Raw genomic sequence first — 20,527 nt, 5'->3', positions numbered from 1 at the left:
CAAAAGAATGATTGACTCATGCACAAGGAGGGGTATACGTGGAGACAGTCAGTTTGGAACAAAGTGCCCTCTTTGAACATCGTTTTTGGCTGCAGATCCTAGGAGACCACAGCCGCTTTATTTTCAACGCCCTATCACCAAAAGAGGCTGCCGAAATCCAGCGAGCCGAATTCTTCATCGTTGAATTCGATCGACTGCTGGAAGAAGCTCGTCGGGCGGGACCAGAGACAGACCTGATGGCGCTAGGTCAACAGGCTTACAACCAAGCCCGGGAAATCCGCAATTTCAAGCTTCACCTCCTGCGCCGGCACATCATCGGTACGATCGATCTGAACCTGCCGCCGACGCTGCTGAACCACATGGTCAACGAGGTGGAAGAATACTTGCGCATCCTCTGCTTCCTGCTGGCTAAACAATGTCCCACCGTACAGATCTCCCATCTGCACCTCCTTTGGCTCTCTGACGCGTCGGGACACGCGGCCTTCCTCGCCTCCGGACTGGATGAAGTGGAAAAACCATTGATAGACACAAACTTGATATTTGAACGGCAGTTCGACAACCTCTATAAAAAAGCCGTCAGCCTAGCCGGTTACATGCGAACGGGCGTCAAAGAGTTTCCTGCTCTGCAGTACCTCAACCGTCAAGTGGAACGAGAGATCAACTCCTTCAGCACCTTTCTTACACAATTGGAAGCGTCAAGAAAAACCAATGCCGTGCTAGGTATTTTTCCGCCATTGACGCCGGATCACATGATTCGGGAAGAATGCTATTACTTAATCAAACTGGCTCAGGTTTCAACGATCAAGCCACCAGAATGCGACCCGACTCAACCTCGTTCCGAATGAAAAAACCACCCAATGCTGGGTGGTTTTTTCACTATCTTCATCGATTTGCTTCATGATACGATAGACGAGCAAAAATACTAAACCTTCTCCATGGCCGCCAATGCTACATATTGCTTCGATTTTGCACTACTTTTATCAACCAAAGGAAGTGGACGGACGAGTGAAACGAAAACTACCTCTTGTCATGCTTTCCCTGCTTCTCCTCCTCTTCATGCATCCGACTTCGTCTTGGGCCTATTTTTTTGACGTTTCTCAAGCCCTCGGCATCTACAACACAGATAACCACCAACTGCAAGAATATAGAAACGATAAAGTCATCCTTGGCTATTACCCGGTCTATTATGACGGCGACAAAGCGGCTTATAATTCACTCGCTATGTACGGCGATTCCTTTAATGCCATCTCCACCTTTACCTACAGCGTGGACAAGCAAGGAAACCTAAGCGGAACAGCGCCTACCGACGGCCTTGCATTAGCGAAAGCCAGAGGGGTCAAGACCTATGTGCTGATCCACAACCTCGATGAAAACGGAAATTTCGATCAGCAGTTGGCTTCCACGTTCCTCGGTAGTTCTCAAGCTCGCAAAAATGCGATCGACCAATTGATGAGCATGCTACAATCGAATGGATATGACGGCGTCACCGTAGATATAGAAAGCGTAAAGGCTTCCGAACGGGCCAACTACAGCCAATTCATCGAAGAACTGAAGAACGCCTTATCCCCTCGAGGATATAAAGTCATCGTTTCTGTACCGGCCAAGCTCTTTGACGATCGAACTTCTGCTTGGGGCGGCGCTTTTGACTACACTGCCTTGGCGAATTCTGCTGACTATTTACAGATTATGACCTATGACGAACACTGGCCCGGCGGACAGGCAGGCCCTATCGCTTCCATTGATTACGTAAACCGTGCGATCCGGTACACATTGACCGCCGTCCCAAAAGAGAAAGTCCTCTTAGGCATCGCCACCTATGGTTATGACTGGACCGGCAAGACGACAAAAGCAGTAGATTACTACTCTGTTCCCCAGATCCTATCCACCTTCGGCATCACCCCATGGTGGGACGAATCGTCCAAAACACCCTGGTTCACTTACTGGGACGGGTCAGGCCAAAAACATGAAGTATGGTATGAAAACGCCCGTTCCACCGGTTATAAACTTGATTTGGTCAACCAATACGATTTGGCCGGAGTGGCCATCTGGCGCTTAGGTTTTGAAGACAAGAGCTTTTGGGACATAGTCGACACCAAGCTGAAATAAACAAAAACCGACTTGGGACTTGCCATTCTTTTTAAACAAAATACCGGTACCTTATTTAAAAAACCACTCTAGTCAGAGTGGTTTTTTATTGATAATTAATTTTTTAGGACCTTTGACCGATGTAAGAAAATTTTATCTATGCTAAAATAAATGTGCAGACAGGCACAAGCATCCGTAGCACTATAACACATCATCAAAGGAGAAATTGACTATGTCAAAAAAGCTTCGTCTGTTTCTGGCCCTGCTGCTCATGTCCCTCTTCATCTTGCCTCTTCCTGTTCTAGCGGCCAAAAAAGTCACTACGAAGCCGACTTCGCCGACCGGCACCACGACCTCAACGGGAACGACGACAACGGCCTCCCCGACGACCGTCACTGGCAAGACGATTCTCGGTTACTATCCTGTCGATTACAGCGGCGATAAGACGGCTTACAACTCTGTCGCCAACTATGGCAGCTCCTTTAACGCCATTTCGACGTTTACCTACCGAGTCGATGGACAAGGAAATTTGACAGGTACGGCACCGGCAGACGGAATTACTTTAGCCAAATCCAAGTCGATGAAGGCCTACGCCCTGATCCATAACTATATCAACGGAGGCTTCGACCAGACGACGGCGTCAACCTTGTTGGGAAGTGCCACAGCTCGCCAAAACGTCATCAATCGGCTGAAAACCATCCTTCCGGCCAACGGATACAACGGCGTCAACGTGGATTTAGAAAATGTGAAAGGTACTGACCGGGCCAACTACAGCCAGTTCATCAAGGAAATGAAAGGGGCCCTCGGTCCACTCGGATACACCGTCATCGTCTCCGTCCCCGGTAAAACCTACAATGACACAACCTCCTCCTGGGGCGGCGCCTTTGACTTTACCGCCCTCGGTCAAAGCGCAGACTTCGTCCAAATCATGACCTATGATGAGCACTGGTTTGGCGGAACTCCCGGTCCAATCGCCTCGATCGGCTACGTAACGAAAGCTGTACAATACGCCACCTCGGCCATCCCGAAAGAAAAGATCCTGCTTGGAATCGCCACGTACGGATACGACTGGTATGGATCCAGCACGAAGACGGTTACATATTTGACGGTACCGAAATTGCTCAGCCAATACAACGTCACTTCCCAATGGGATGACACGGCCAAATGTCCCTGGTTTACATACACCGACAGTTATGGTCAAAGCCATCAAGTCTGGTACGAAAACGCCCAATCGACATCCTACAAGTTAGACTTAGTCAATCAGTACGGGCTGGGCGGTATCGGCATCTGGCGTCTAGGCTTCGAGGATCAGAGCTTTTGGGACATCGTCAACAGTAAGTTAAAATAAGGCGTAATAATATAGAAGGCCCTCTTTCCACATGGAAGGGGGCCTTCTATGGTGTACTATCCGATTGTATCGCTGCAAACCACTGATCTAGAACCCGGCGAAGGTCTTCCATCTTGATCGGCTTGCTGATGTAGTCATCCATACCACAAGCGAGGCATTCCTCCCGGTCACCCTGCATAGCCCGGGCTGTCATAGCCACGATAGGTGTATGCCCCCCTTGCTCGGATTCCATCTTCCGGATGGCCCTTGTCGCTTCAAAGCCATCCATCTCCGGCATCTGACAGTCCATCAGCACCAACGTATAGGCTTTCTGCGTAAGCGCTTCGAGGGCTTCCCTCCCGTTGGTGACGGCATGGATCGGGATGCCGAATTTTTTCAATTGCAGCAAGGCGAGCCGCTGGTTGACTGGATTATCCTCGACGAGCAAAATCATCTTCTCTGCCGGTGCTCGTAAGGGCAGGATCTTAAGAATAGGAGAGGGCTCCTCCTGTTGCTTGGTTGAAAGAGGGACTTCCAAGGGAATGGTAAACCAGAAGGTCGAACCTTGCCCAGGTTTGCTGTGAAACCCGATCTGACCTTCCATCAATTCGACCAGACGTTTCGAAATCGCTAACCCTAAACCGGTCCCTCCGTATTTCCGGGTGGTCGAACTGTCCGCTTGGGTAAAGGGCTGGAACAGACGCGGCTGAACCTCTTCGGGAATCCCAATTCCCGAGTCGATCACCTCGAACCGTATGACTGGTTTGCCTGCCGTCTCTTTAGTGATTCGCAAGGTCACCTTTCCCGATTCGGTAAACTTGACGGCGTTGCTGACGAGATTCATCAAAACCTGGCGAAGACGCACATCGTCGCCTCGCACGCTTGAAGGAACATCAGCAGCGATATCAACGTCAAACTGCACCTGTTGTGCATCTAACTTACACCGGGAAAGATTGACGAGCTCACCGACTACAAGCGGGATTTGGAATTCCGTGATATTTAAATCGATTTTACCAGCCTCAATTTTTGAAAAATCTAAAATATCATTGATGATCGCCGATAACTGCTGAGACAAGTCGCTGATCGTCTTGGCATATTCCTGCTGCTCCGCATTTAATGGCGTCTCTATGAGCAGGTCGGTCATCCCGATGATCCCGTGCATCGGTGTCCGGATCTCATGACTGACCGTAGCCAAAAAAGCACTCTTGGCCGAGTTGGCCGCTTCGGCAGCTTCTTTTGCCGTCTGCAGTTCCACTTCCTCCCGCTTTCGCTCCGTAATGTCGCGGGATACGGCGATGATCTCCTGAACCTTTTCTCCATCGAACACCGGCCGGCTCTTTGTCTCAAACCATATGTACTGGCCGTCTTTGCGATGGACCTGATAGCGAAGGGTCAAAGGCCCTGATGCATGAGCCAGTCGCTTATACGCGTCAATCACCTGTTCCGTATCGTCTGGATGAATAAACTCGTAGCCAGATCGTCCAATCAGTTCTTCCGGCTCGTATCCGAGCAAATGCCGGCATACAGGTGATGCGTAGAGGATAACATTTTCCGGTGTTCGGCGGGTGATCAAATCGGAAGAGTTTTCCGCCAGCAGGCGGTGACGCTCTTCGCTCTTCTCCAACTTTTTGACGAGCATACGCTGCAAGTTGACCAGTTCATTGTTCAGCCGGGTCACTTCGTCATACAGTTCCCGATCCCAATCGGCCTGGTTCCCTGCCTGACTGGCCAGTTCTTTCATCGTCGTTCGCAGGGCCGGGGCTTGCTTCGTCTTTTCAAGGATCTCCTCGTAGAGTTCGCTCATGGCCGTTCGAGAACGGGCGCCCACAATATATAACCGTCCATCGTGGGCAAAACCGGCGAAGAAAAGCAAAAACAGCGTATCGCCGACAGGGACATTCAGTTCCCAATTGAATACATTCTCTTGGGTTCGCAAGGCAGTGATAAAATTCATCGCCTTATCGATACACTTCGGATCAATGATTCCGGGAAAAGGCTGTCCAGCCCGTATCCGGGTAGAAGCACCTAACTCATTGCTGATCACCCGTCGAATGATACCTTGCCAGTCACAGATCACGGCGAGGCCTGTTGTCAACTCAGAAGAATTCATTTGCGGCCACTCCCTCTACCAAGGAGGACTATTCTTTTTACGCTGTTATCAAGGCTTTGGCGACGCTGACCGCCTCTTTCGCATCCCGGGCAAAGGCATCGGCACCTACCTTTTGCCACAACTCCGGTTCCACATTAAAGGGGTATCCACCGACCATAATTTTCAGCGTTTTACCCAGTTCGGAAGACCGAACCTTTTGAATCAACTCGGCAACCATACGCACATGGAAAGTCATCGTTGCAGACACAGCGAGCACATGAGCCGCCTGTTCCTGCAATGCCTGCAGGATATTGTCGGCAGGGGTGCTGGCACCGAGGAAATAGGTATCCCATCCGTCCATCTCTAAGAGGTCCGTAATCATGCGGATACCGATTTCATGCAACTCGCCGCTTACACAAGTTGCTACAAGCCGGTAACCGTTCTTTTTTCCTGAAAAAATATAAGGATACAACTGGGCCATGATCATCTGCGTAGCCGCCGAACAGTAGTGCTCCTGGGCCACGTTGATGTGATTCATCTGCCAAAGGCGGCCGATTTCATATTGGGAACGCTGAAAGACATGCAGGTAAATGTCACGGACAGAGATACCGGATTGAACAGCGTCCATGATCAAACGTGTCGCCTCGTGCCTTTCGGCTCGCAAGAGCGCTTCGAGAAATTGACGGCTCAAGTCCGCCAAAGGGGCTTGACCATGCAAAAATGTGGGCGGCTCTTCCGGCGAGCAATCGAGAATGTGAATGCCCATATCCACATAAGCGCAAGCAACGCTGTGGATTTCAGGAGGAAGGCTATTCTGAAGCACTTCTCGGTTATAGGTGAGGTTATTCACAACATTCGATAGGGGTATGCCTCTTCCCAAGAGCATCGTCTTGAGCCATGCCACATAATCGGTAAATAAAGCGGGTCGCTCCGTGGCGACTGCTTCTGCCAAAAAAGACAACTGCGCTTGCATATCCTGGAGCGCTCGAGTTCGTCCGATCCTTTGAAACCGGTCGGTCAGCTCTGTATGGTCCTGGCACTGACGTGTAAAAACAGCTTCCGATAGTGCTGCAAGTTGCTCCTCCATTTTCCGGCTGACTTGATAATAGTTGTGTTCCATGATCTGCTCCTTTCATGAACCCATCAAATCGCCTATGTTCGAAGTAAAGCCTTCATGCGCACTCGTTTTCTTATGATCAATATTCCTCGTTCTTACAGGGAATCCTGCATACCTTGAAAAAAGCAATACATTTTTTACGAACAACTTCCATATGCATTATTAAGTAATGTAATTATTGCTTTTCACTTTTGTGGCACCGAGTTAACATTCATCTTTTCTAAAACTCTTCTTGCTTTGATAAATTCCGCCTCTATACGGGCCGCCTTTTCTTGGGCACCGTCCAGTTGCCCCTGACGCCCCTTCAGTTCCATCTCTTTACTGCAGGCTGAAAGGCCTACGGCACCGATACCGGCACTGCTGGATTTGATACTGTGGGCTAGGTTGGTCATCGCCCGCACATCCTGCCGTTGAGCCGCTTCGTGCAAGGCTTGAATTTTTTCAGGTGTATCCCGTAAAAAGATATCGATCACATCGGCCACGATATCTGGTTCTCCTTCCTCCTGCAGATCACGGAGGCTTTCCAACAACCCTGTATCGATCACACCGGATTCTTCATCACGATTCATAGGTAACCACCGTTCCAACACCTCACGAAGTGTTTGAATCACAAAAGGTTTGCTCAAATAATCGTCCATACCGGCCTTGAGGCACCGTTCCCGATCACCTTGCATAGCGTAGGCCGTCATGGCGATGATCGGGATATGGCCGCCTTTTCTCGCTTCGGACCGCCGAATCGCCTGTGTCGCTTCATAGCCATCCATGACAGGCATCTGGCAGTCCATCAAGATCAGGCTGAAAGGCTGGTGGTGAAAAGCCTCAACAGCTTCCCATCCGTTGACGACAGCATGGGCGGTAAGGCCCAGCTTTTTCAGTTGTAACTGTACAAGTTTTCGGTTGACCGAATTGTCTTCGACCAGGAGAATCGGTTTTTCCGCTTTGACGGCAGGCAGGGTTTCCTCGGCGACGGCTGGGGTTGTTGGCGAGGGATTAATAAGGGTAAGGCTGCTTTCCGTCCCCTCTGTAGCAGCTAGAGCTCGAGCAAAGGGTACGACAAACCAGAAAACTGAACCTTTTCCTTCTTGACTGTTCACACCTATTTGTCCGCCCATCATATCGATCAGTGCCTTGCAGATGGACAAGCCCAACCCGGTTCCGCCATACTTGCGGGTCGTTGAGCTATCTGCCTGTTCAAAGGGCTCAAACAACCGCCGGCATGCTTCCTCAGACATGCCGATCCCTGTATCAGACACTTCAAAACGAATCAGGACCGCATCGTCCTCTTCCCTCTCGATCAGAGCGCGGACGATGACTTTTCCACTTTCTGTAAATTTGACAGCGTTGCTGACCAGGTTAAACAATATCTGCCGCAGTCGAACGGGATCACCGCGCATAAGCCGGTTAACTTTATCGTCGAGACTTACCTGAAGCGAAAGTCCTTTATCTTTTGCTTTGGCTTCAAAAAAATGGACCGTTTCTTCGACCATCGGAGCCAGAAGCAAGTCGCTGATTTCCAATTGCATTTTTCCCGCCTCGATTTTTGAAAAGTCCAATACATCATTGATGATATTCAGCAGCAAATAGGCGGAATCGCAGACGGTTTTCGCATATTCCCTCTGTTCTGAAGGAAGTTCCGATTCCAAAAGCAACTCGGTCATACCCAAGATCCCGTTGATGGGCGTACGTATCTCATGGCTGATGGTAGCAAGAAACTCACTTTTAGCACGGTTGGCCGCTTCTGCTGCTTCTTTTGCCTCTTGAAGTTTCACCTCAAGGGCTTTGTTCTCTTCCACAGTTGCTGCTTCGACTTGTTCGTTGACGGTCCTATCGTATCCAACGGCACAAATGTAACCCTTTTCCGTGACCAGTGCCGAGTTCCACTGTATATGCTTATAGGTGCCGTTTTTACAGCGCAGCCGGTTTTCAAAAGATACCGTCTTGACACCCGGGACAAGTGAGGCTACCGCCTGCTTGGTCCGTTCCACATCTTCCGGGTGAAGAAACGTAAGATAAGGAGCTGCAAAGAGTTCCTCTTTGGAGAACCCGAGTATCCTCTCCCAGGCGGAGTTCAGATAGGCAAAATAACCGTCAAAACCGGTGATACAAAACAGATCCGGCGTGATATCGAAGAAAGGCAGTATTTCATCGATGCCGAAAGGAAAACCGGTATGAGCTTCTTTTCCCCCGCCTCGTCGATTCATCGCAAGGGCCTCCCTATAATCAACAAATCCTATTCTAAGGCTCAATATTCCTTTTATTCCATGAGGGTACTCTTCGCTACGGGAGGCAGGAGATCCTTTTTCAAAGCATGATTTTTGTTGTAATTATCGACAAGTGACAAAGAACAAAGGAAAGCCGCCAGTCCACGAGGACACAGCGGCTTTCCTTTAGATTCATTCAGTTTCGTTATGTTCTGTTTGCCTTATTCGTCTTTCCGGTTGAGGTCGGGCCGTAGTTTAGCCGCTCCACCCAGATAGACATGAACCATATCTTCCTGACCCTTCGTCGTGTTGATGTGCAACAGCACACGAACACAGCGCGGGAGAGCACCGGGAACGTCAATTTCCCGTGCACACATCAATGGTACCTGATGCCATCCCATCTCCCGAGCCGTATAGGCGGGAAAGCCCTCATTTAAATCTGGGGTAACCGTAAAAAAAGCAGAAGCGATATCATCTAACTGCAGTTCGTTCGCATCGAGCAGCTCCGTCAACAACTCCCGTGTTGCCTGACCGATGGCTTCACGGCTGTTCTCTTCCACCGTAACGGCACCACGCAACCCCCGTACATAGTTCACCGTCAAAGGGTCCTACCTCCCTACTATTCTACGCTTATAAAGCTGCCCGGTGGCCCATACCTACGGCCACTTCATCAAGATGGAGCAAACCGATACCGAAGAAAATAGCCACACTGATATGGTCCTGGTAGCGGGCGATGCCCACTTTCCCGCCGATATTCAGTCCTACCGCTTTCGGCATGATCTGCATCATGGCTTCATGGGTAGCGCCGGCGACGGCGCCCTCTTCCGGATGGCTTTCCCGGATGACCCCTTCCCGCTTGGCAGCTACGACAGCCCGCTCGATGATCTTCTTTACGGCTGGAACGAATTCCCCGCCGTAGTCTACAGCCGCAGTCCGGATCCCTTCTTGTAAAAATATCCGGCGCAGTTCATGCTCATCTTCACGGCTTTCGCTCATGGCCAGTCGCAGTGCGGCAGCAGCCACCCGTTTGCTCCCCGGATTGCCTCCCATGATCCGTCCTCCCGTCCTACCTTGTGTTCCTTCGGGCATGCTCATTATACCCCTCCTGCCGGCGTATTGACAAGTTTGGCAGCAGCCCGCCCAGCCACATAACCCATGGACCAAGCCGCTTGTAAATTGAATCCTCCTGTATAGCCGTCTACATCGACCACTTCACCGGCGAAAAAGAGACCGGGTACCCCTTTGCTTGCCATCGTCTTCGGGTCAATCTCCTTGATGTCGACACCGCCGGCCGTCACGATGGCCTCGCTCATGGGACGGTGACCGATGACGGTAACCGTCATCCCTGTCAGCGTCTCCAGCAGTTGATGCCGTTCCTGGCGGGTGATCTGGTGGACGAACTTATCCTCATCGATTTTGGAAAGCCGGATCACCACCGGGATCAACGATTTCGGCAGCAAGTCTCCCAAGGCGTTTTTATACTGCTTCCGCAGGTACTCCTGAAAATCCCGCTGAATCCGGGCGTCCAACTGTTCCGGCGTCAATGCAGGCTTCAAGTTGATTTTTACGGTCAGGGGCTCTCGCTCTTTGCCGCGCTTTTCCCAGTAATTGGTCGCTTTTTTGCTCAAGCTTAACACGATAGGGCCCGAAAGGCCAAAGTGGGTGAACAGCATTTCCCCAAACTCTTCGCCGAGCTTCTTCCCCTTGGGATCCCACAAGGTCACGCGGACATTTTTGAGCGCCAGCCCTTGCAGCTCTTTTACCCAGTCTTCCTGGGCGATCAAGGGAACCAAAGAAGGGCGAAGTGTCGTCACATGGAGGCCCAAATCAGCGGCCATCCGGTAGCCATCACCGGTACTCCCCGTCCCAGGGTAGGTGCTTCCCCCTGTGGCGATGATGACGGCCCGGCCAGGAATCTTGGTTCCCTGTCTCGTCCGTACCCCTGCTACACGACCGTCTTCATCCAACTCGACAGCAGTGACAGAGACACCGGTCTGCACGTCCACTTTAAGCCGCTTCATCTCCCGGGCCATGGCGTCGACCACATCGGCGGCCCGGTCACTTTCGGGAAAGACCCGGTTGCCTCGCTCCACCTTTAGCGGCAGCCTCAGTTCTTCTTCAAAGAAACGCATCGTCTGCCGATGGTCAAATGCCCGCAAGGCACCATAGAGGAATCGGCCGTTACCGGGAAGGTTGGCGATGATCTCTTCCACGTCGTTGGCGGCGTTCGTCACATTGCAGCGTCCCTTGCCGGTAATCATCAGCTTTTTGCCAAGCTGATCTTTTTTCTCCAAAAGCAAAACGGGAGCCCCGGCTCTGGCCCCCATGATGGCTGCCGTCAACCCGGCAGCCCCTCCCCCAACAACAATGATCCGCGACTTGTCCAGGATCGTCACACTCCAATTACCAGGGATGTTCGTTATTACCGTGCCGTCATACGCCGTTCCAACTGCTGTTGAATGCGACGCTGTTCCTCATTGATTCGATAAATAAACCGTTCCACTTCAAAAGGATGCAAAAAGAGTTGGTCCGGTTCCAGTATTTCCACTTTCCGAAATTCTTCACGCATGGAAAAGCGCGTTAAATCTTCAAGGCTGTCCGCACCAACCGTTAAAATCACCGGTGCAAAGGCCACTTCCCGGCCTGTCTCCTCATCCAGTAACACGTATACATCGGCACCTAAATCGATATCTTCCACCTGGATCCCTTGAATGGGCACATTGCGAAGCAGGGCTACATACTGATCACGAATTTCTTCAGCCTGTTTCTCCAGATCCGGTGAACCAAAAAAAAGTCTATTTTTTCGAAAGGGAGTGCGAAAATCGAGACGGACTCGAGCCCGGATGGCCGAGCGCCTCCAATCGTCTCCCATAAGTCCGTTCCCCAACGTTGTCTCCTCCAACCTCCAAGCAGGATTTTCTACATTATTCGAGGCGAAGGATCATTATTCCTTTTTTTGCGGCCATTTCCCCATATCGCGTAGCACACAGGTAGCCAGATAAGCCTGGTGAAGGGCCAGTACCGCACCCACCCCTTCTCCATACTGTAGATCAAAGGCGAGGAGCGGCTGAAGCTGCAGAAAGTCGACGATCTTCTGCTGGCCCGTTTCTTTCGAACGGTGGCTGAGCAACAGGTAATCACGAATGCCGGGATCGAGAAAAAAGGCGCACAAAGCGGCCGTACAAGTGACAAAACCGTCTAATATGGCTGGAAGACGCAGGCGAGCCGCTTCTAAAATCGCACCGGTCAGGGCGGCGATCTCTAATCCTCCCACCATCGACAGGACTTCCACCGCATCACCGGCCGGGGGATTGTGCTGACACAAGGCCTGCGCGACGACACGCCTTTTTCGCTCCATGGCGTTGTCGGAGACGCCGGAACCGCGCCCGACTACCTCTTCGGGAGGCAATTGCAACAAAGCCGCCGTGATGGCGCTGCAGGAGGTCGTGTTGCCGATACCGATTTCTCCCAGCGCTAAGGCTTGGACCCCTTCTTCTGCCGCCTGATTCACTAGGTTCGCCCCTGTTTGCAGGGCGAGAAGGACCTCTTCCCGCTTCATGGCCCTGTCTTTGAGAAAATTCTTCGTCCCCGCCGAGATCTTCAACGAGATCCATTGGGCCGCCGCTTTTCCCAGTTGGTAACCGGGAACAGACGCACCGGCCGCGTAGCAATCGCGATGACAGTTTTCCTTCAGGCCCACATCGATTAAATAAACTTCGGTGGATGTTTCCCGTCCCAAGACGGCTGTACCAGACTGACCGTGTAAAAAGGCTTCCACGATGGACCGGGTCATCCCTTCGGGATAGGCACTGACCCCTTCTTCGGCAACGCCGTGCTCCGCTACCATGATCAACACCCGGCGGCGATTTAAGCAAGGAACTTCCTGGCCCGTTATCCCCGCCAAGTGGACCACAAAACTCTCTAAAGAACCCAGCCCTTTGGACGGCTTAATTAAGCCGTCCCAGCGCTGCCGGGCCGCCTCCATGGCCTTTTGGTCCAGAGGACCGATGGGATCAGTATTCAATGCCTCTCCGGCTGGCGACACCGATTTGGTAGGGGTGCTTAATTTCCTTCATTTCGGTGACCAAGTGGGCCCGTTCTACGATTTCCGGCGGCACGTTGCGGCCGGTGACGATCAACTCTACCTTTTCCGGTTTGAGATCGAGCAGTTCCAATGCTTGCTCGATCGTCACCAGTTCGAAGTAAAGCGCATTCGACAGTTCGTCAAGGATGACCAGATCATAGTCACCGCTCGTGATGACTTGCCGCGATTTTTCGAGGGCCATGGCTGCCATCTTTTTGTCTTGTTCGGTGGCCGCCCCTTTGCGCACAAAGCAATGACCGCAACCGACACACTGCATTTCGCCTTGGCGGATGAGGGGATCATGGGTGCAATTGCGCCCGTACTGGGCGAGCTGGATATCGGGATACAGACGCTGGATCGTAGCCAGTTCACCGTAATAGGAACTGCCCTTCATAAATTGAACGATAAACACCTTAAAGCCGTGTCCGATAGCCCGTAAGGCCAAGCCGAGGGAAGCTGTCGTTTTACCCTTTGCGTTGCCTGTGTACACCTGAATGAGGCCTTTTTCCAAAACCGGTCTTGTCACTCCCAAACCCTCCGTCCGTTTTCCTGCCGGGAACGGAAGTGAGGCCCTTCCCAGGCCCGGCAGGTTTGGCTAGCTTATTTTTTTCACCCGTTTTTCCCGGCGCTTTTATCGCTTCTTTTCCTTTGATATCTGCTTGTTTTTTGTTCCCCTTCGTGATTCCGGCTGCCGCTTGCAAAGCCCGCACTTCTTGCGGCTTCAACGGGCGGTACGCACCGGGCTTTAGCCCGCTGATGGTCAAGGGACCGAAAGAAACGCGAGTCAAATGAACGACGGGATAACCGACGGCATCTCCCATGCGCCGGACTTGCCGGTTCCGTCCTTCATGGATAGTCAGCTCGATCCGGGTGGCGCCGCCCTCCCGCTCGAGCACCTTTACCTTCGCTGGAGCCGTCAAGCCATCTTCTAACATAACCCCTTCGGCGAAGGCTTTGATCACCGGATCGGGAACGTTCCCCCGCATCCGGGCATGATAAGTCTTTTCCACACCGTACTTCGGATGGGTCAACCGATAAGCCAACTCTCCGTCGTTCGTCAATAAGAGCAGTCCCTCTGTATCCTGATCCAGCCGTCCCACTGGATAAATGCGGGTAGGGATATCTTTTACCAAGTCGATGACCGTCGGCCGGCCCTCGGGATCTTTCCGGGTCGTCACGAAACCCCTTGGTTTATATAAGAGAAAATATTGGTGCCGCTCCCGGACGGTCAGGGGCTTGCCGTCCACTTGTATCATATCTTTGCCCTCTTCTACACGAAGGCCCAACTCCGTAACGACAGCACCATTGACTTGGACCCGGCCTGCCCGGATCCAATCCTCCGCTTCCCGCCGGGAAGCTAAGCCGTGAGCAGCTAACACTTTTTGCAATCGTTCTGCGGTCGTAGTCGATAACACCTCTTTCAATGAATCTCTGCCGCAATAGTTTTTCCTTTCCAATCTCACTATACCATGATTACCTCGATCCGCAAACAAAAGGACCTGCCGGCGTCATCTGCACGACAGGTCCGCGAATGTATATTGAATACAATCCGGCATAGATGTGACCCTAATTGATAAAGAACGTATACAGTCTATGAGATTTAGGCGTAGTAGCGTTTTTTCATCTTAATGTCGCTCAGAGGATCCGTCTTGTACGCTTTGTATTTGGCACCACCGTCAGCCGGAATGACTTCCATCATATCGTAAGCATACTCACCAGGCATATTGTCAATCTTGATCAACAAAATCTTGCTGCCGTCATCCTCGAAAATAACATCGGAGACGGTCCCCGACTTCGCATTGTAGGTCATCACGCGATCACCTGTCTGAAACGCAGGGGACGTAGCCATCATTTACTGCACCCCTTTTTCAAAAAATGGTTTTTTTCAGAATTGACAGTCAACTCTCTTGAGACGTATGATACCACAATCCTGTTGTGAGGAAAAGCACTTTTTGACACTTTATTAAAATCAGCCGAAAAAAAGTCTGCAAAAATAGACAGATGCAAGAAAACTTGTCACGTCGGCTAACAACCCAGTAAACAGGCTGTACCGGTACTGGCGCACACCGACGGCTCCAAAATAGATCGTCAACACAAAAAAGGTCGTATCTGTCGTCCCTTGCATGATGGACGCCAGACGACCTACAAAAGAATCCGGTCCATGCGTTTGAATGAGTTCGGTGGCCACCCCTAAAGCACCGCTGCCGGACAAGGGGCGCATTACCGCAAGCGGTAAGATTTCCCCAGGTATGCCTAAAAAGTTGGTGAGCGGGCTGATGGCGTTCATGACCATGTCCATAGCGCCTGTTTCCCGGAAAATGCCGATCGCCACCAGCATCGCCACCAGGTAGGGAATCAGCTTGACAGCGATCGTGAAGCCTTCCTCCGCTCCAGCGACAAAGGCGTCGTAGACTTTTACTTTTCTCACCGCACCAGCGATCAAGATGACGGCAAAGAGCATGGGAACAGTCCACTGGGACAATGTATTGAAGATTGACATCGTCAACCCCTCCGTCGTTGAAAATAGGTCCGCAACAGCCAATCGGCAGTCACAGCCACTGACATGCCCACGGTGGTTGCCAAAATCGTCGGTACGACGATCTCCGTTGGATTGCCCGAGTTAGCAGCCACCCGGACGCTGATGATCGTGGCCGGAACGATGGTGATGCAGGAGGTGTTCATCGCCAAAAAAGTGCACATCGCCGCTGAGGCTTCCGGACGGTTACGATTCAACTCCTGCATCGCCTGCATCGCTTTCATCCCAAAGGGGGTAGCCGCACTGCCGAGACCTAAAACATTGGCGCTTAAGTTCATCAAAATGTGTCCCAAGGCCGGGTGATTCGCCGGAATGGAAGGAAAAAGCCGCTCCATAAAAGGTCGGGCCAGGCGGGCGACGACACGAATCAGCCCAGCTTCCTGAGCGATGCGCATGATACCCAGCCACAGGGACATGGCCCCGATGAGACCGAGGGCAACTTCGACAGCCATTTCTGCTCCTTTGAGAGCGCCGTCGGTTACTTTCTGTATATCTCCATGGGACGCCGCGATACCGATACCTCCCAGCAAGAAGAAAAGCCAAATCACATTCATCGACGAATCCCCCCCTAAACGGTACAACTTATGAGGGGGAAAAGATAGGCTAGACCAAATCACGCTCAGGAAAAAATGTTAATAATTGGCAGGAAAATGAATATTCACTGAGAATAAGTACACTATATGGGGGAAAATCCTCGAGGTACATCATGCCGTGGAGGTACACATAGAATGTTCCATACACCTGAGCGAAAACAAGGCCCGAACCGCGATTCTCCTTCCCATGACAAAGGAAAGCCTTCCAGCCTTCGGCGTTGGATCCAAGTCGTCACTGTTATCACTTTTTTCATTTTACTCGCCGGCATCGGAACTCTTACCTATTTCTTAAACGACTGTCCAGAATTGAATGCCGAAACACTGGGCTCTCTCGAAGCGACTTCCTTCGTCTACGACAAAGACGGTGAGCTCATTACGGTACTCCATGGAGAACAAAACCGTATCCCCATATCCCTCGATTCCATACCTCTAGTGATGCAAAATGCCATGCTGGCGGCGGAAGACCTACGATTTTACGATCACCAAGGGGTGGACTTTCGCGCTATTTTGCGAGCCCTGGTGACCAACTTCCAAGACGGGCGCTACTCCCAAGGGGCGAGCACGATCACTCAACAGCTCGTCAAGAACACCTTCTTGTCCACGGAAAAAACAATAAAACGTAAAATCCAGGAAGCTTTTTTGGCCTACCGGTTGGAATCGCGCTTTAGTAAACATCAGATATTGGAGCTGTATCTCAACCGCATCTATTTCGGTCACAGCGCCTATGGCGTACAAGCAGCTGCCCAGACCTATTTTGGTAAAGACGCATCCATGCTCAATCTGGCCGAGGCCGCCATGATCGCCTCTATTCCTCGACGGCCTGGATACTATTCGCCGATCACGAATCCTGAGGCCGTGTTGGAACGACGCAATCTTATCTTAAGTATCATGAGCAAAAACAATATGATATCGACAGCCCAAGCGGAAGAGGCGAAGAAAGAGTCCCTTCCCCATCAGATTCACGGCGTTACACAAGGCCGATACCCTTACGGCGCTTTTGTGGACTACGTCATCAATGAGCTCTCAAACCACGGCTACAGCGAAGATCAGGTCTTTCGAGGCGGCTTGAAGATTTACACCTCTCTCGATCGGAAGATCCAACAGCGCATTGAAGATGTCATGAACGACGATTCCAATTACCCGCCGGGACCCTCTGACCAGCCCGTCCAGGCTAGTGTGGCCATCATCGACCATAAGACCGGCGAGATTAAAGGGCTCGGCGGAGGTCGCAACTACGATGGAAGGCGCAGTTTCAACCGGGCTACACAACTTCGCCGCCAACCTGGTTCTGCGCTAAAACCGATCGTCGTCTATGGACCCGCTATGGAGGCAGGCTATACGCCCGACGATATTCTCGTCGATGCCCCCATCGATTTCGATGGTTACTCTCCGGGGAACTATGATAATCGCTACCGAGGGCCTGTGACCATCCGGGAGGCTGTCGCCTATTCCTTAAACGTGCCGGCAGTCTATCTTTTTAAGTTGATGGGGATGGAAAAAGGAATCCAGTTTGCCAAAAACGTGGGCCTGCCGCTGACCGACCAAGATCGCTACCTTTCCCTCGCTCTCGGTGGAATGACACAAGGCGTTTCCCCCTTGCAGATGGCTGGAGCTTACACACCTTTGGCCAACATGGGTACTTACGTGGAGCCCCATGCTGTCACACTTGTAATCGACGCTCAAGGCAAGGAACTCCCCATCGAATACAAGAACAGTCAAGTCATGAGCAGCAGCGCTGCCTATCGAACGACTCAGATGCTCGTATCGACGGTTCAATCGGGAACCGGTTACCGTGCCCAGATGCGCCATCCTGTCGCTGGCAAGACCGGCACAACAGAACTCCCGCCAACCCCCGAATTTCAGAACATGAGGGGGAACAAAGACGCCTGGTTCGTCGGCTATACGCCGAAGTACACCTGTGCCGTCTGGATGGGATACGACAAGACAGACAACAGCCACTATTTGAAACAAATCTACGGAGGTTCTTATCCGGCACAGATGTTCCGCGAGATCATGAACGATGCCTTGCAAAACGAAGCGGTGGAAGCATTCCATCAACCGGAGGACTATGAGGTGGCGCGGGCGGCTAAGTTCATCGGTCCGAAGAATTATGATTGGTCGCCCAGACATCGAGAGTCGCCCGGACCTCCGTCGATGTCACCGGCTCATCCGGAAGGAGCTACAGAAGTCATCACTCCCTCTACCGGTGATGAGCCTGATCGCCAGACGCCTTTGGTCGATTCAGAGAAATCGGCGAAAGATAAACCGGTCAAAAAGGTACCTGAGACGACGATAGAAGTTCCTCCCGTCGTGACGACACCCTCTCAAGACGGGAACATCCGGTCCATCAAGGAACCCGATACGCCGGGAAAGGCACAGACGACGAACCACCCACCAACCACACCGGATCCGGATACTGGACCAAAAGGGTAAGCAAAAGCCCCCTGAGAAAACCTCAGGGGGCTCATTTATGTGGGAATGGGTTACTCCATATAAGAAATCACAAAACAGGCAATTTCAAAGACACATATGAGTTCAGTGTCTTTTTCGCTCATGGAGTTTTTCTTCTACTTTCTCCTCGTCACATTCACCTGTCTCTTCCGACATTTCGCCTCTATCGGCAACCAGATCTCGAATCTTATCCATCACCTGAGGGGCTAAATCGATCAGTCGCTCTGCTACGGCATTGCCATCGACAGGCAACAAACGAACATTTCCGTCATGGACCACCAAGAAAGCAACCGGCTGCACAGATACACCGGCGCCGCTACCGCCGCCAAAAGGAAGCCCTGTATCAGAAGCACTTTGCGATTGACCCTTACTTTCGGAAAACTCGGAACCGCCCACGGCGAAGCCGCAGGCTACGCGGCTGACGGGGATGATCAGGCTGCCGTCCGGTGCCTGGACGGCGTCGCCGACCACCGTATTGACGTCGACCATCTCTTTGAGACTCTCCATGGCCGTCCGCATCAGCGCCTCGATTGGATGATTCATTCCGACCTTCACCTTCTTTTGTGAACATTCCTGGTATGATTCCAGCACGCCATAGTCCAACAATGATAATATGACCGGGGCGCATTGTGACTATGCAATCAAGGAATACATCGATACGCTTGCCTCCGTAGAAAGGGACAACATTCACTCTCGGCAAGGCGTCGGGATCTTTCACAAAACGGTAAAGGCGAGCAAGCAGCGTGTATTTTAACGACCATAAACCGCCAGACAATAATGCCGTTTCAAGCGCATCTGCTGCACCGACCCGCGTCACCCATTGTAGTTTATGGATTTGAAAATTATCTAAATTTACATCGATCACTCGTAAAAAACGACGGAATTTGGGGAAGAGGGATTTTGCTTGGGCCAAAAATTTTATCAAGCTTTCGCGGCGGGTCTGCTCTCTTTTTTGATATTTGAATCTGTATAGCAACTTTGGTTTGAGCTTTTTCGTCGATAGAGAAACCTTGGGAAGGCGAAAAAGAGTCCACCAGTGTCCGAGAAATAACCAGGACAAGGTGAAATCATCTTTTTCGCCTTCTCTTTTATAGGTAACCTGCAAGGTAAAGGGCATGCGAACCGCAAGGTACGCCAGCGTAAGCAGGACTCCCCCGATCGGGAGGATCCATTTCAATAGATTCATCATGGTGGAGGCTATCCCTCACTTCGGAAGGATAGCATACCCACGGTTAGCCTAAATTATCCATAGATCCCATCCATAGAGCCCTGCTATCGGCTGTAAGCCTTGACGATCATACGTCTGATAGTGGGCTGTACACTGTTAAAAAAATTATCCCTGTTACTGAAATGGAGGTAATCAGCCCCTAATCCGCTTTAACACTTCAGCTACGGCTGTCTCCCGCAGCGCTAGGGCTTGTTCGATAAGTCGATCTCGACGAACCGCTGATTCGGCGACAAAGGTTTCGTCTTTAATCGCAGGAAGGTTGATGTCTACACTCAGCAAAGCGCCTTTTAAAGCAGCCTCCGCTAAATAAGCGCCAACACCCACATCGGAGATGGCCATTTTGTTGCCGACAACGGCCAGTTCCACTGCCGACACCAACGCTTCCAAACAGGTTTCACCAATAGACAAAGGCACATTGGTGGCATTTTTAGCCGCTACTTGCATCGCTTGGGCACGGGCAGCCTTCTGATCTTCCGTATCTTTGGGCATCTTGAACACGGCCATATAGGCGTCAAAAGCTTCTATGTCCGCACGGACCAAATTCTCCAGGCGGCTTAAAATCCCTTGCAGCTTTTGAAGCTGCTCTTGTACCTGTGGTTCTACCTCTTTGAACTTCTCTTTTCCTGTCGTCAGGTTACCTACCATAGCGACCATAGCTGCCCCGAAAGACGCAGCGATGGCCGAAACGGAGCCGCCTCCCGGCGTCGGAGATGACGATGCCGATTGGGCGATGACTTCTCGCAAGGAAAGATCGAAAATATCACTCATGTTTTTCATCCCTCGTTCATTATTGTTAGCTATAAAAAAGGGCGGGCC

Annotated in this window: 19 protein-coding genes and 1 pseudogene; 4 read left to right on the top strand and 16 right to left on the bottom strand. The window is 51.5% G+C overall.

The features are described from left to right. Positions 1 to 38: 38 nt before the first annotated feature. From H1S01_RS01175 to H1S01_RS01165, 3 genes are all read left to right on the top strand, one after another. Positions 39 to 845: a DUF2935 domain-containing protein gene (locus tag H1S01_RS01175; RefSeq protein WP_188038293.1), complete on the top strand. Its 807-nt coding sequence runs from the start codon at positions 39 to 41 to the stop codon at positions 843 to 845. Positions 846 to 1,005: 160 nt separating this feature from the next. After that, a complete protein-coding gene (locus H1S01_RS01170; RefSeq protein ID WP_188038292.1) occupies positions 1,006 to 2,106 on the top strand; it encodes a glycosyl hydrolase family 18 protein in 1,101 nt (366 codons plus the stop codon). Between the two features lie 211 nt (positions 2,107 to 2,317). Further along, entirely contained in the window at positions 2,318 to 3,433 is a 1,116-nt protein-coding gene (locus H1S01_RS01165; RefSeq protein WP_188038291.1) for a glycosyl hydrolase family 18 protein, read from the top strand. Between the two features lie 46 nt (positions 3,434 to 3,479). On the opposite strand, the gene H1S01_RS01160 is transcribed toward H1S01_RS01165, so the two are convergent. From H1S01_RS01160 to H1S01_RS01100, 13 genes are all read right to left on the bottom strand, one after another. Further along, positions 3,480 to 5,522, bottom strand: a complete 2,043-nt coding sequence (locus H1S01_RS01160; RefSeq protein ID WP_188038290.1) for a PAS domain-containing hybrid sensor histidine kinase/response regulator — start codon at positions 5,520 to 5,522, stop codon at positions 3,480 to 3,482. A gap of 37 nt (positions 5,523 to 5,559) precedes the next feature. Beyond that, positions 5,560 to 6,621 (bottom strand): cobalamin B12-binding domain-containing protein, encoded by a 1,062-nt coding sequence (locus H1S01_RS01155; RefSeq protein ID WP_188038289.1) that lies wholly within the window; start codon positions 6,619 to 6,621, stop codon positions 5,560 to 5,562. Positions 6,622 to 6,803: 182 nt separating this feature from the next. Next, positions 6,804 to 8,819 carry an ATP-binding protein gene (locus H1S01_RS01150; protein ID WP_188038288.1) on the bottom strand — a complete coding sequence of 672 codons (2,016 nt, stop codon included), beginning with the start codon at positions 8,817 to 8,819 and terminating at the stop codon, positions 6,804 to 6,806. A gap of 221 nt (positions 8,820 to 9,040) precedes the next feature. Further along, positions 9,041 to 9,421: a chorismate mutase gene (aroH, locus tag H1S01_RS01145; RefSeq protein WP_188038287.1), complete on the bottom strand. Its 381-nt coding sequence runs from the start codon at positions 9,419 to 9,421 to the stop codon at positions 9,041 to 9,043. 28 nt (positions 9,422 to 9,449) lie between these two features. Further along, positions 9,450 to 9,869, bottom strand: coding sequence for a HutP family protein (locus tag H1S01_RS01140; protein ID WP_188038595.1), 420 nt, complete (start codon positions 9,867 to 9,869; stop codon positions 9,450 to 9,452). Between the two features lie 44 nt (positions 9,870 to 9,913). Then, positions 9,914 to 11,206 (bottom strand): BaiN/RdsA family NAD(P)/FAD-dependent oxidoreductase, encoded by a 1,293-nt coding sequence (locus H1S01_RS01135; RefSeq protein WP_188038594.1) that lies wholly within the window; start codon positions 11,204 to 11,206, stop codon positions 9,914 to 9,916. A gap of 35 nt (positions 11,207 to 11,241) precedes the next feature. Further along, positions 11,242 to 11,706: a hypothetical protein gene (locus H1S01_RS01130; RefSeq protein WP_188038286.1), complete on the bottom strand. Its 465-nt coding sequence runs from the start codon at positions 11,704 to 11,706 to the stop codon at positions 11,242 to 11,244. A 57-nt stretch (positions 11,707 to 11,763) separates the two neighbouring features. Further along, the gene (cobT, locus tag H1S01_RS01125; protein ID WP_188038285.1) at positions 11,764 to 12,843 is read right to left on the bottom strand and encodes a nicotinate-nucleotide--dimethylbenzimidazole phosphoribosyltransferase; all 1,080 of its coding nucleotides are present in this window, start codon (positions 12,841 to 12,843) and stop codon (positions 11,764 to 11,766) included. Next, entirely contained in the window at positions 12,833 to 13,429 is a 597-nt protein-coding gene (cobO, locus tag H1S01_RS01120) for a cob(I)yrinic acid a,c-diamide adenosyltransferase (RefSeq protein WP_188038284.1), read from the bottom strand. The genes cobT and cobO overlap by 11 nt, the downstream gene beginning before the upstream one ends. Then, on the bottom strand, positions 13,368 to 14,318 hold the full coding sequence (locus H1S01_RS01115) for a pseudouridine synthase (RefSeq protein WP_188038593.1): 951 nt from the start codon (positions 14,316 to 14,318) through the stop codon (positions 13,368 to 13,370). Before H1S01_RS01115 ends, cobO begins: the two co-directional genes overlap by 62 nt. A 185-nt stretch (positions 14,319 to 14,503) precedes the next feature. Continuing rightward, positions 14,504 to 14,755, bottom strand: coding sequence for a hypothetical protein (locus tag H1S01_RS01110; protein WP_188038283.1), 252 nt, complete (start codon positions 14,753 to 14,755; stop codon positions 14,504 to 14,506). 117 nt (positions 14,756 to 14,872) lie between these two features. Beyond that, positions 14,873 to 15,403: a spore maturation protein gene (locus H1S01_RS01105; RefSeq protein WP_188038282.1), complete on the bottom strand. Its 531-nt coding sequence runs from the start codon at positions 15,401 to 15,403 to the stop codon at positions 14,873 to 14,875. Positions 15,404 to 15,405: 2 nt separating this feature from the next. Beyond that, the gene (locus H1S01_RS01100) at positions 15,406 to 15,993 is read right to left on the bottom strand and encodes a nucleoside recognition domain-containing protein (protein WP_188038281.1); all 588 of its coding nucleotides are present in this window, start codon (positions 15,991 to 15,993) and stop codon (positions 15,406 to 15,408) included. Positions 15,994 to 16,167: 174 nt separating this feature from the next. On the opposite strand from H1S01_RS01100, the gene H1S01_RS01095 reads away from it, so the two are divergent. Then, positions 16,168 to 18,465: a transglycosylase domain-containing protein gene (locus H1S01_RS01095; RefSeq protein ID WP_188038280.1), complete on the top strand. Its 2,298-nt coding sequence runs from the start codon at positions 16,168 to 16,170 to the stop codon at positions 18,463 to 18,465. A 102-nt stretch (positions 18,466 to 18,567) separates the two neighbouring features. Here H1S01_RS01095 and ytfJ read toward each other — a convergent pair whose 3' ends face one another. The 3 genes and pseudogenes from ytfJ to H1S01_RS01085 all read right to left on the bottom strand — a co-directional run bounded on the left by ytfJ (position 18,568) and on the right by H1S01_RS01085 (position 20,479). Beyond that, a complete protein-coding gene (gene ytfJ / locus H1S01_RS01090) occupies positions 18,568 to 19,026 on the bottom strand; it encodes a GerW family sporulation protein (protein WP_188038279.1) in 459 nt (152 codons plus the stop codon). Between the two features lie 124 nt (positions 19,027 to 19,150). After that, positions 19,151 to 19,600 (bottom strand): annotated as a pseudogene (locus tag H1S01_RS22455) (DUF2953 domain-containing protein); the annotation flags it as partial. A 243-nt stretch (positions 19,601 to 19,843) separates the two neighbouring features. Next, on the bottom strand, positions 19,844 to 20,479 hold the full coding sequence (locus tag H1S01_RS01085; protein WP_188038278.1) for a cyclodeaminase/cyclohydrolase family protein: 636 nt from the start codon (positions 20,477 to 20,479) through the stop codon (positions 19,844 to 19,846). Positions 20,480 to 20,527: the final 48 nt, after the last annotated feature.

Origin of the sequence: Heliobacterium chlorum (assembly GCF_014502795.1) — a bacterium.
Taxonomy (GTDB): Bacteria; Bacillota; Desulfitobacteriia; order Heliobacteriales; family Heliobacteriaceae; genus Heliobacterium; species Heliobacterium chlorum.
The sequence above is the reverse complement of the archived record's forward strand: the minus strand, read 5'-3'. Positions and strand labels throughout refer to the sequence as shown.

What these genes read in the sequence shown, in the direction of transcription:
- H1S01_RS01165 (WP_188038291.1), top strand. Translation starts at nt 2,318, where the DNA reads ATGTCAAAAAAGCTTCGTCTGTTTCTGGCCCTGCTGCTCATGTCCCTC.
- H1S01_RS01160 (WP_188038290.1), bottom strand. Translation starts at nt 5,522, where the DNA reads ATGAATTCTTCTGAGTTGACAACAGGCCTCGCCGTGATCTGTGACTGG.
- H1S01_RS01155 (WP_188038289.1), bottom strand. Translation starts at nt 6,621, where the DNA reads ATGGAACACAACTATTATCAAGTCAGCCGGAAAATGGAGGAGCAACTT.
- H1S01_RS01150 (WP_188038288.1), bottom strand. Translation starts at nt 8,819, where the DNA reads ATGAATCGACGAGGCGGGGGAAAAGAAGCTCATACCGGTTTTCCTTTC.
- H1S01_RS01140 (WP_188038595.1), bottom strand. Translation starts at nt 9,869, where the DNA reads ATGGGAGGCAATCCGGGGAGCAAACGGGTGGCTGCTGCCGCACTGCGA.
- H1S01_RS01110 (WP_188038283.1), bottom strand. Translation starts at nt 14,755, where the DNA reads ATGATGGCTACGTCCCCTGCGTTTCAGACAGGTGATCGCGTGATGACC.
- H1S01_RS01105 (WP_188038282.1), bottom strand. Translation starts at nt 15,403, where the DNA reads ATGTCAATCTTCAATACATTGTCCCAGTGGACTGTTCCCATGCTCTTT.
- H1S01_RS01100 (WP_188038281.1), bottom strand. Translation starts at nt 15,993, where the DNA reads ATGAATGTGATTTGGCTTTTCTTCTTGCTGGGAGGTATCGGTATCGCG.
- H1S01_RS01095 (WP_188038280.1), top strand. Translation starts at nt 16,168, where the DNA reads ATGTTCCATACACCTGAGCGAAAACAAGGCCCGAACCGCGATTCTCCT.
- ytfJ (WP_188038279.1), bottom strand. Translation starts at nt 19,026, where the DNA reads ATGAATCATCCAATCGAGGCGCTGATGCGGACGGCCATGGAGAGTCTC.
- H1S01_RS01085 (WP_188038278.1), bottom strand. Translation starts at nt 20,479, where the DNA reads ATGAGTGATATTTTCGATCTTTCCTTGCGAGAAGTCATCGCCCAATCG.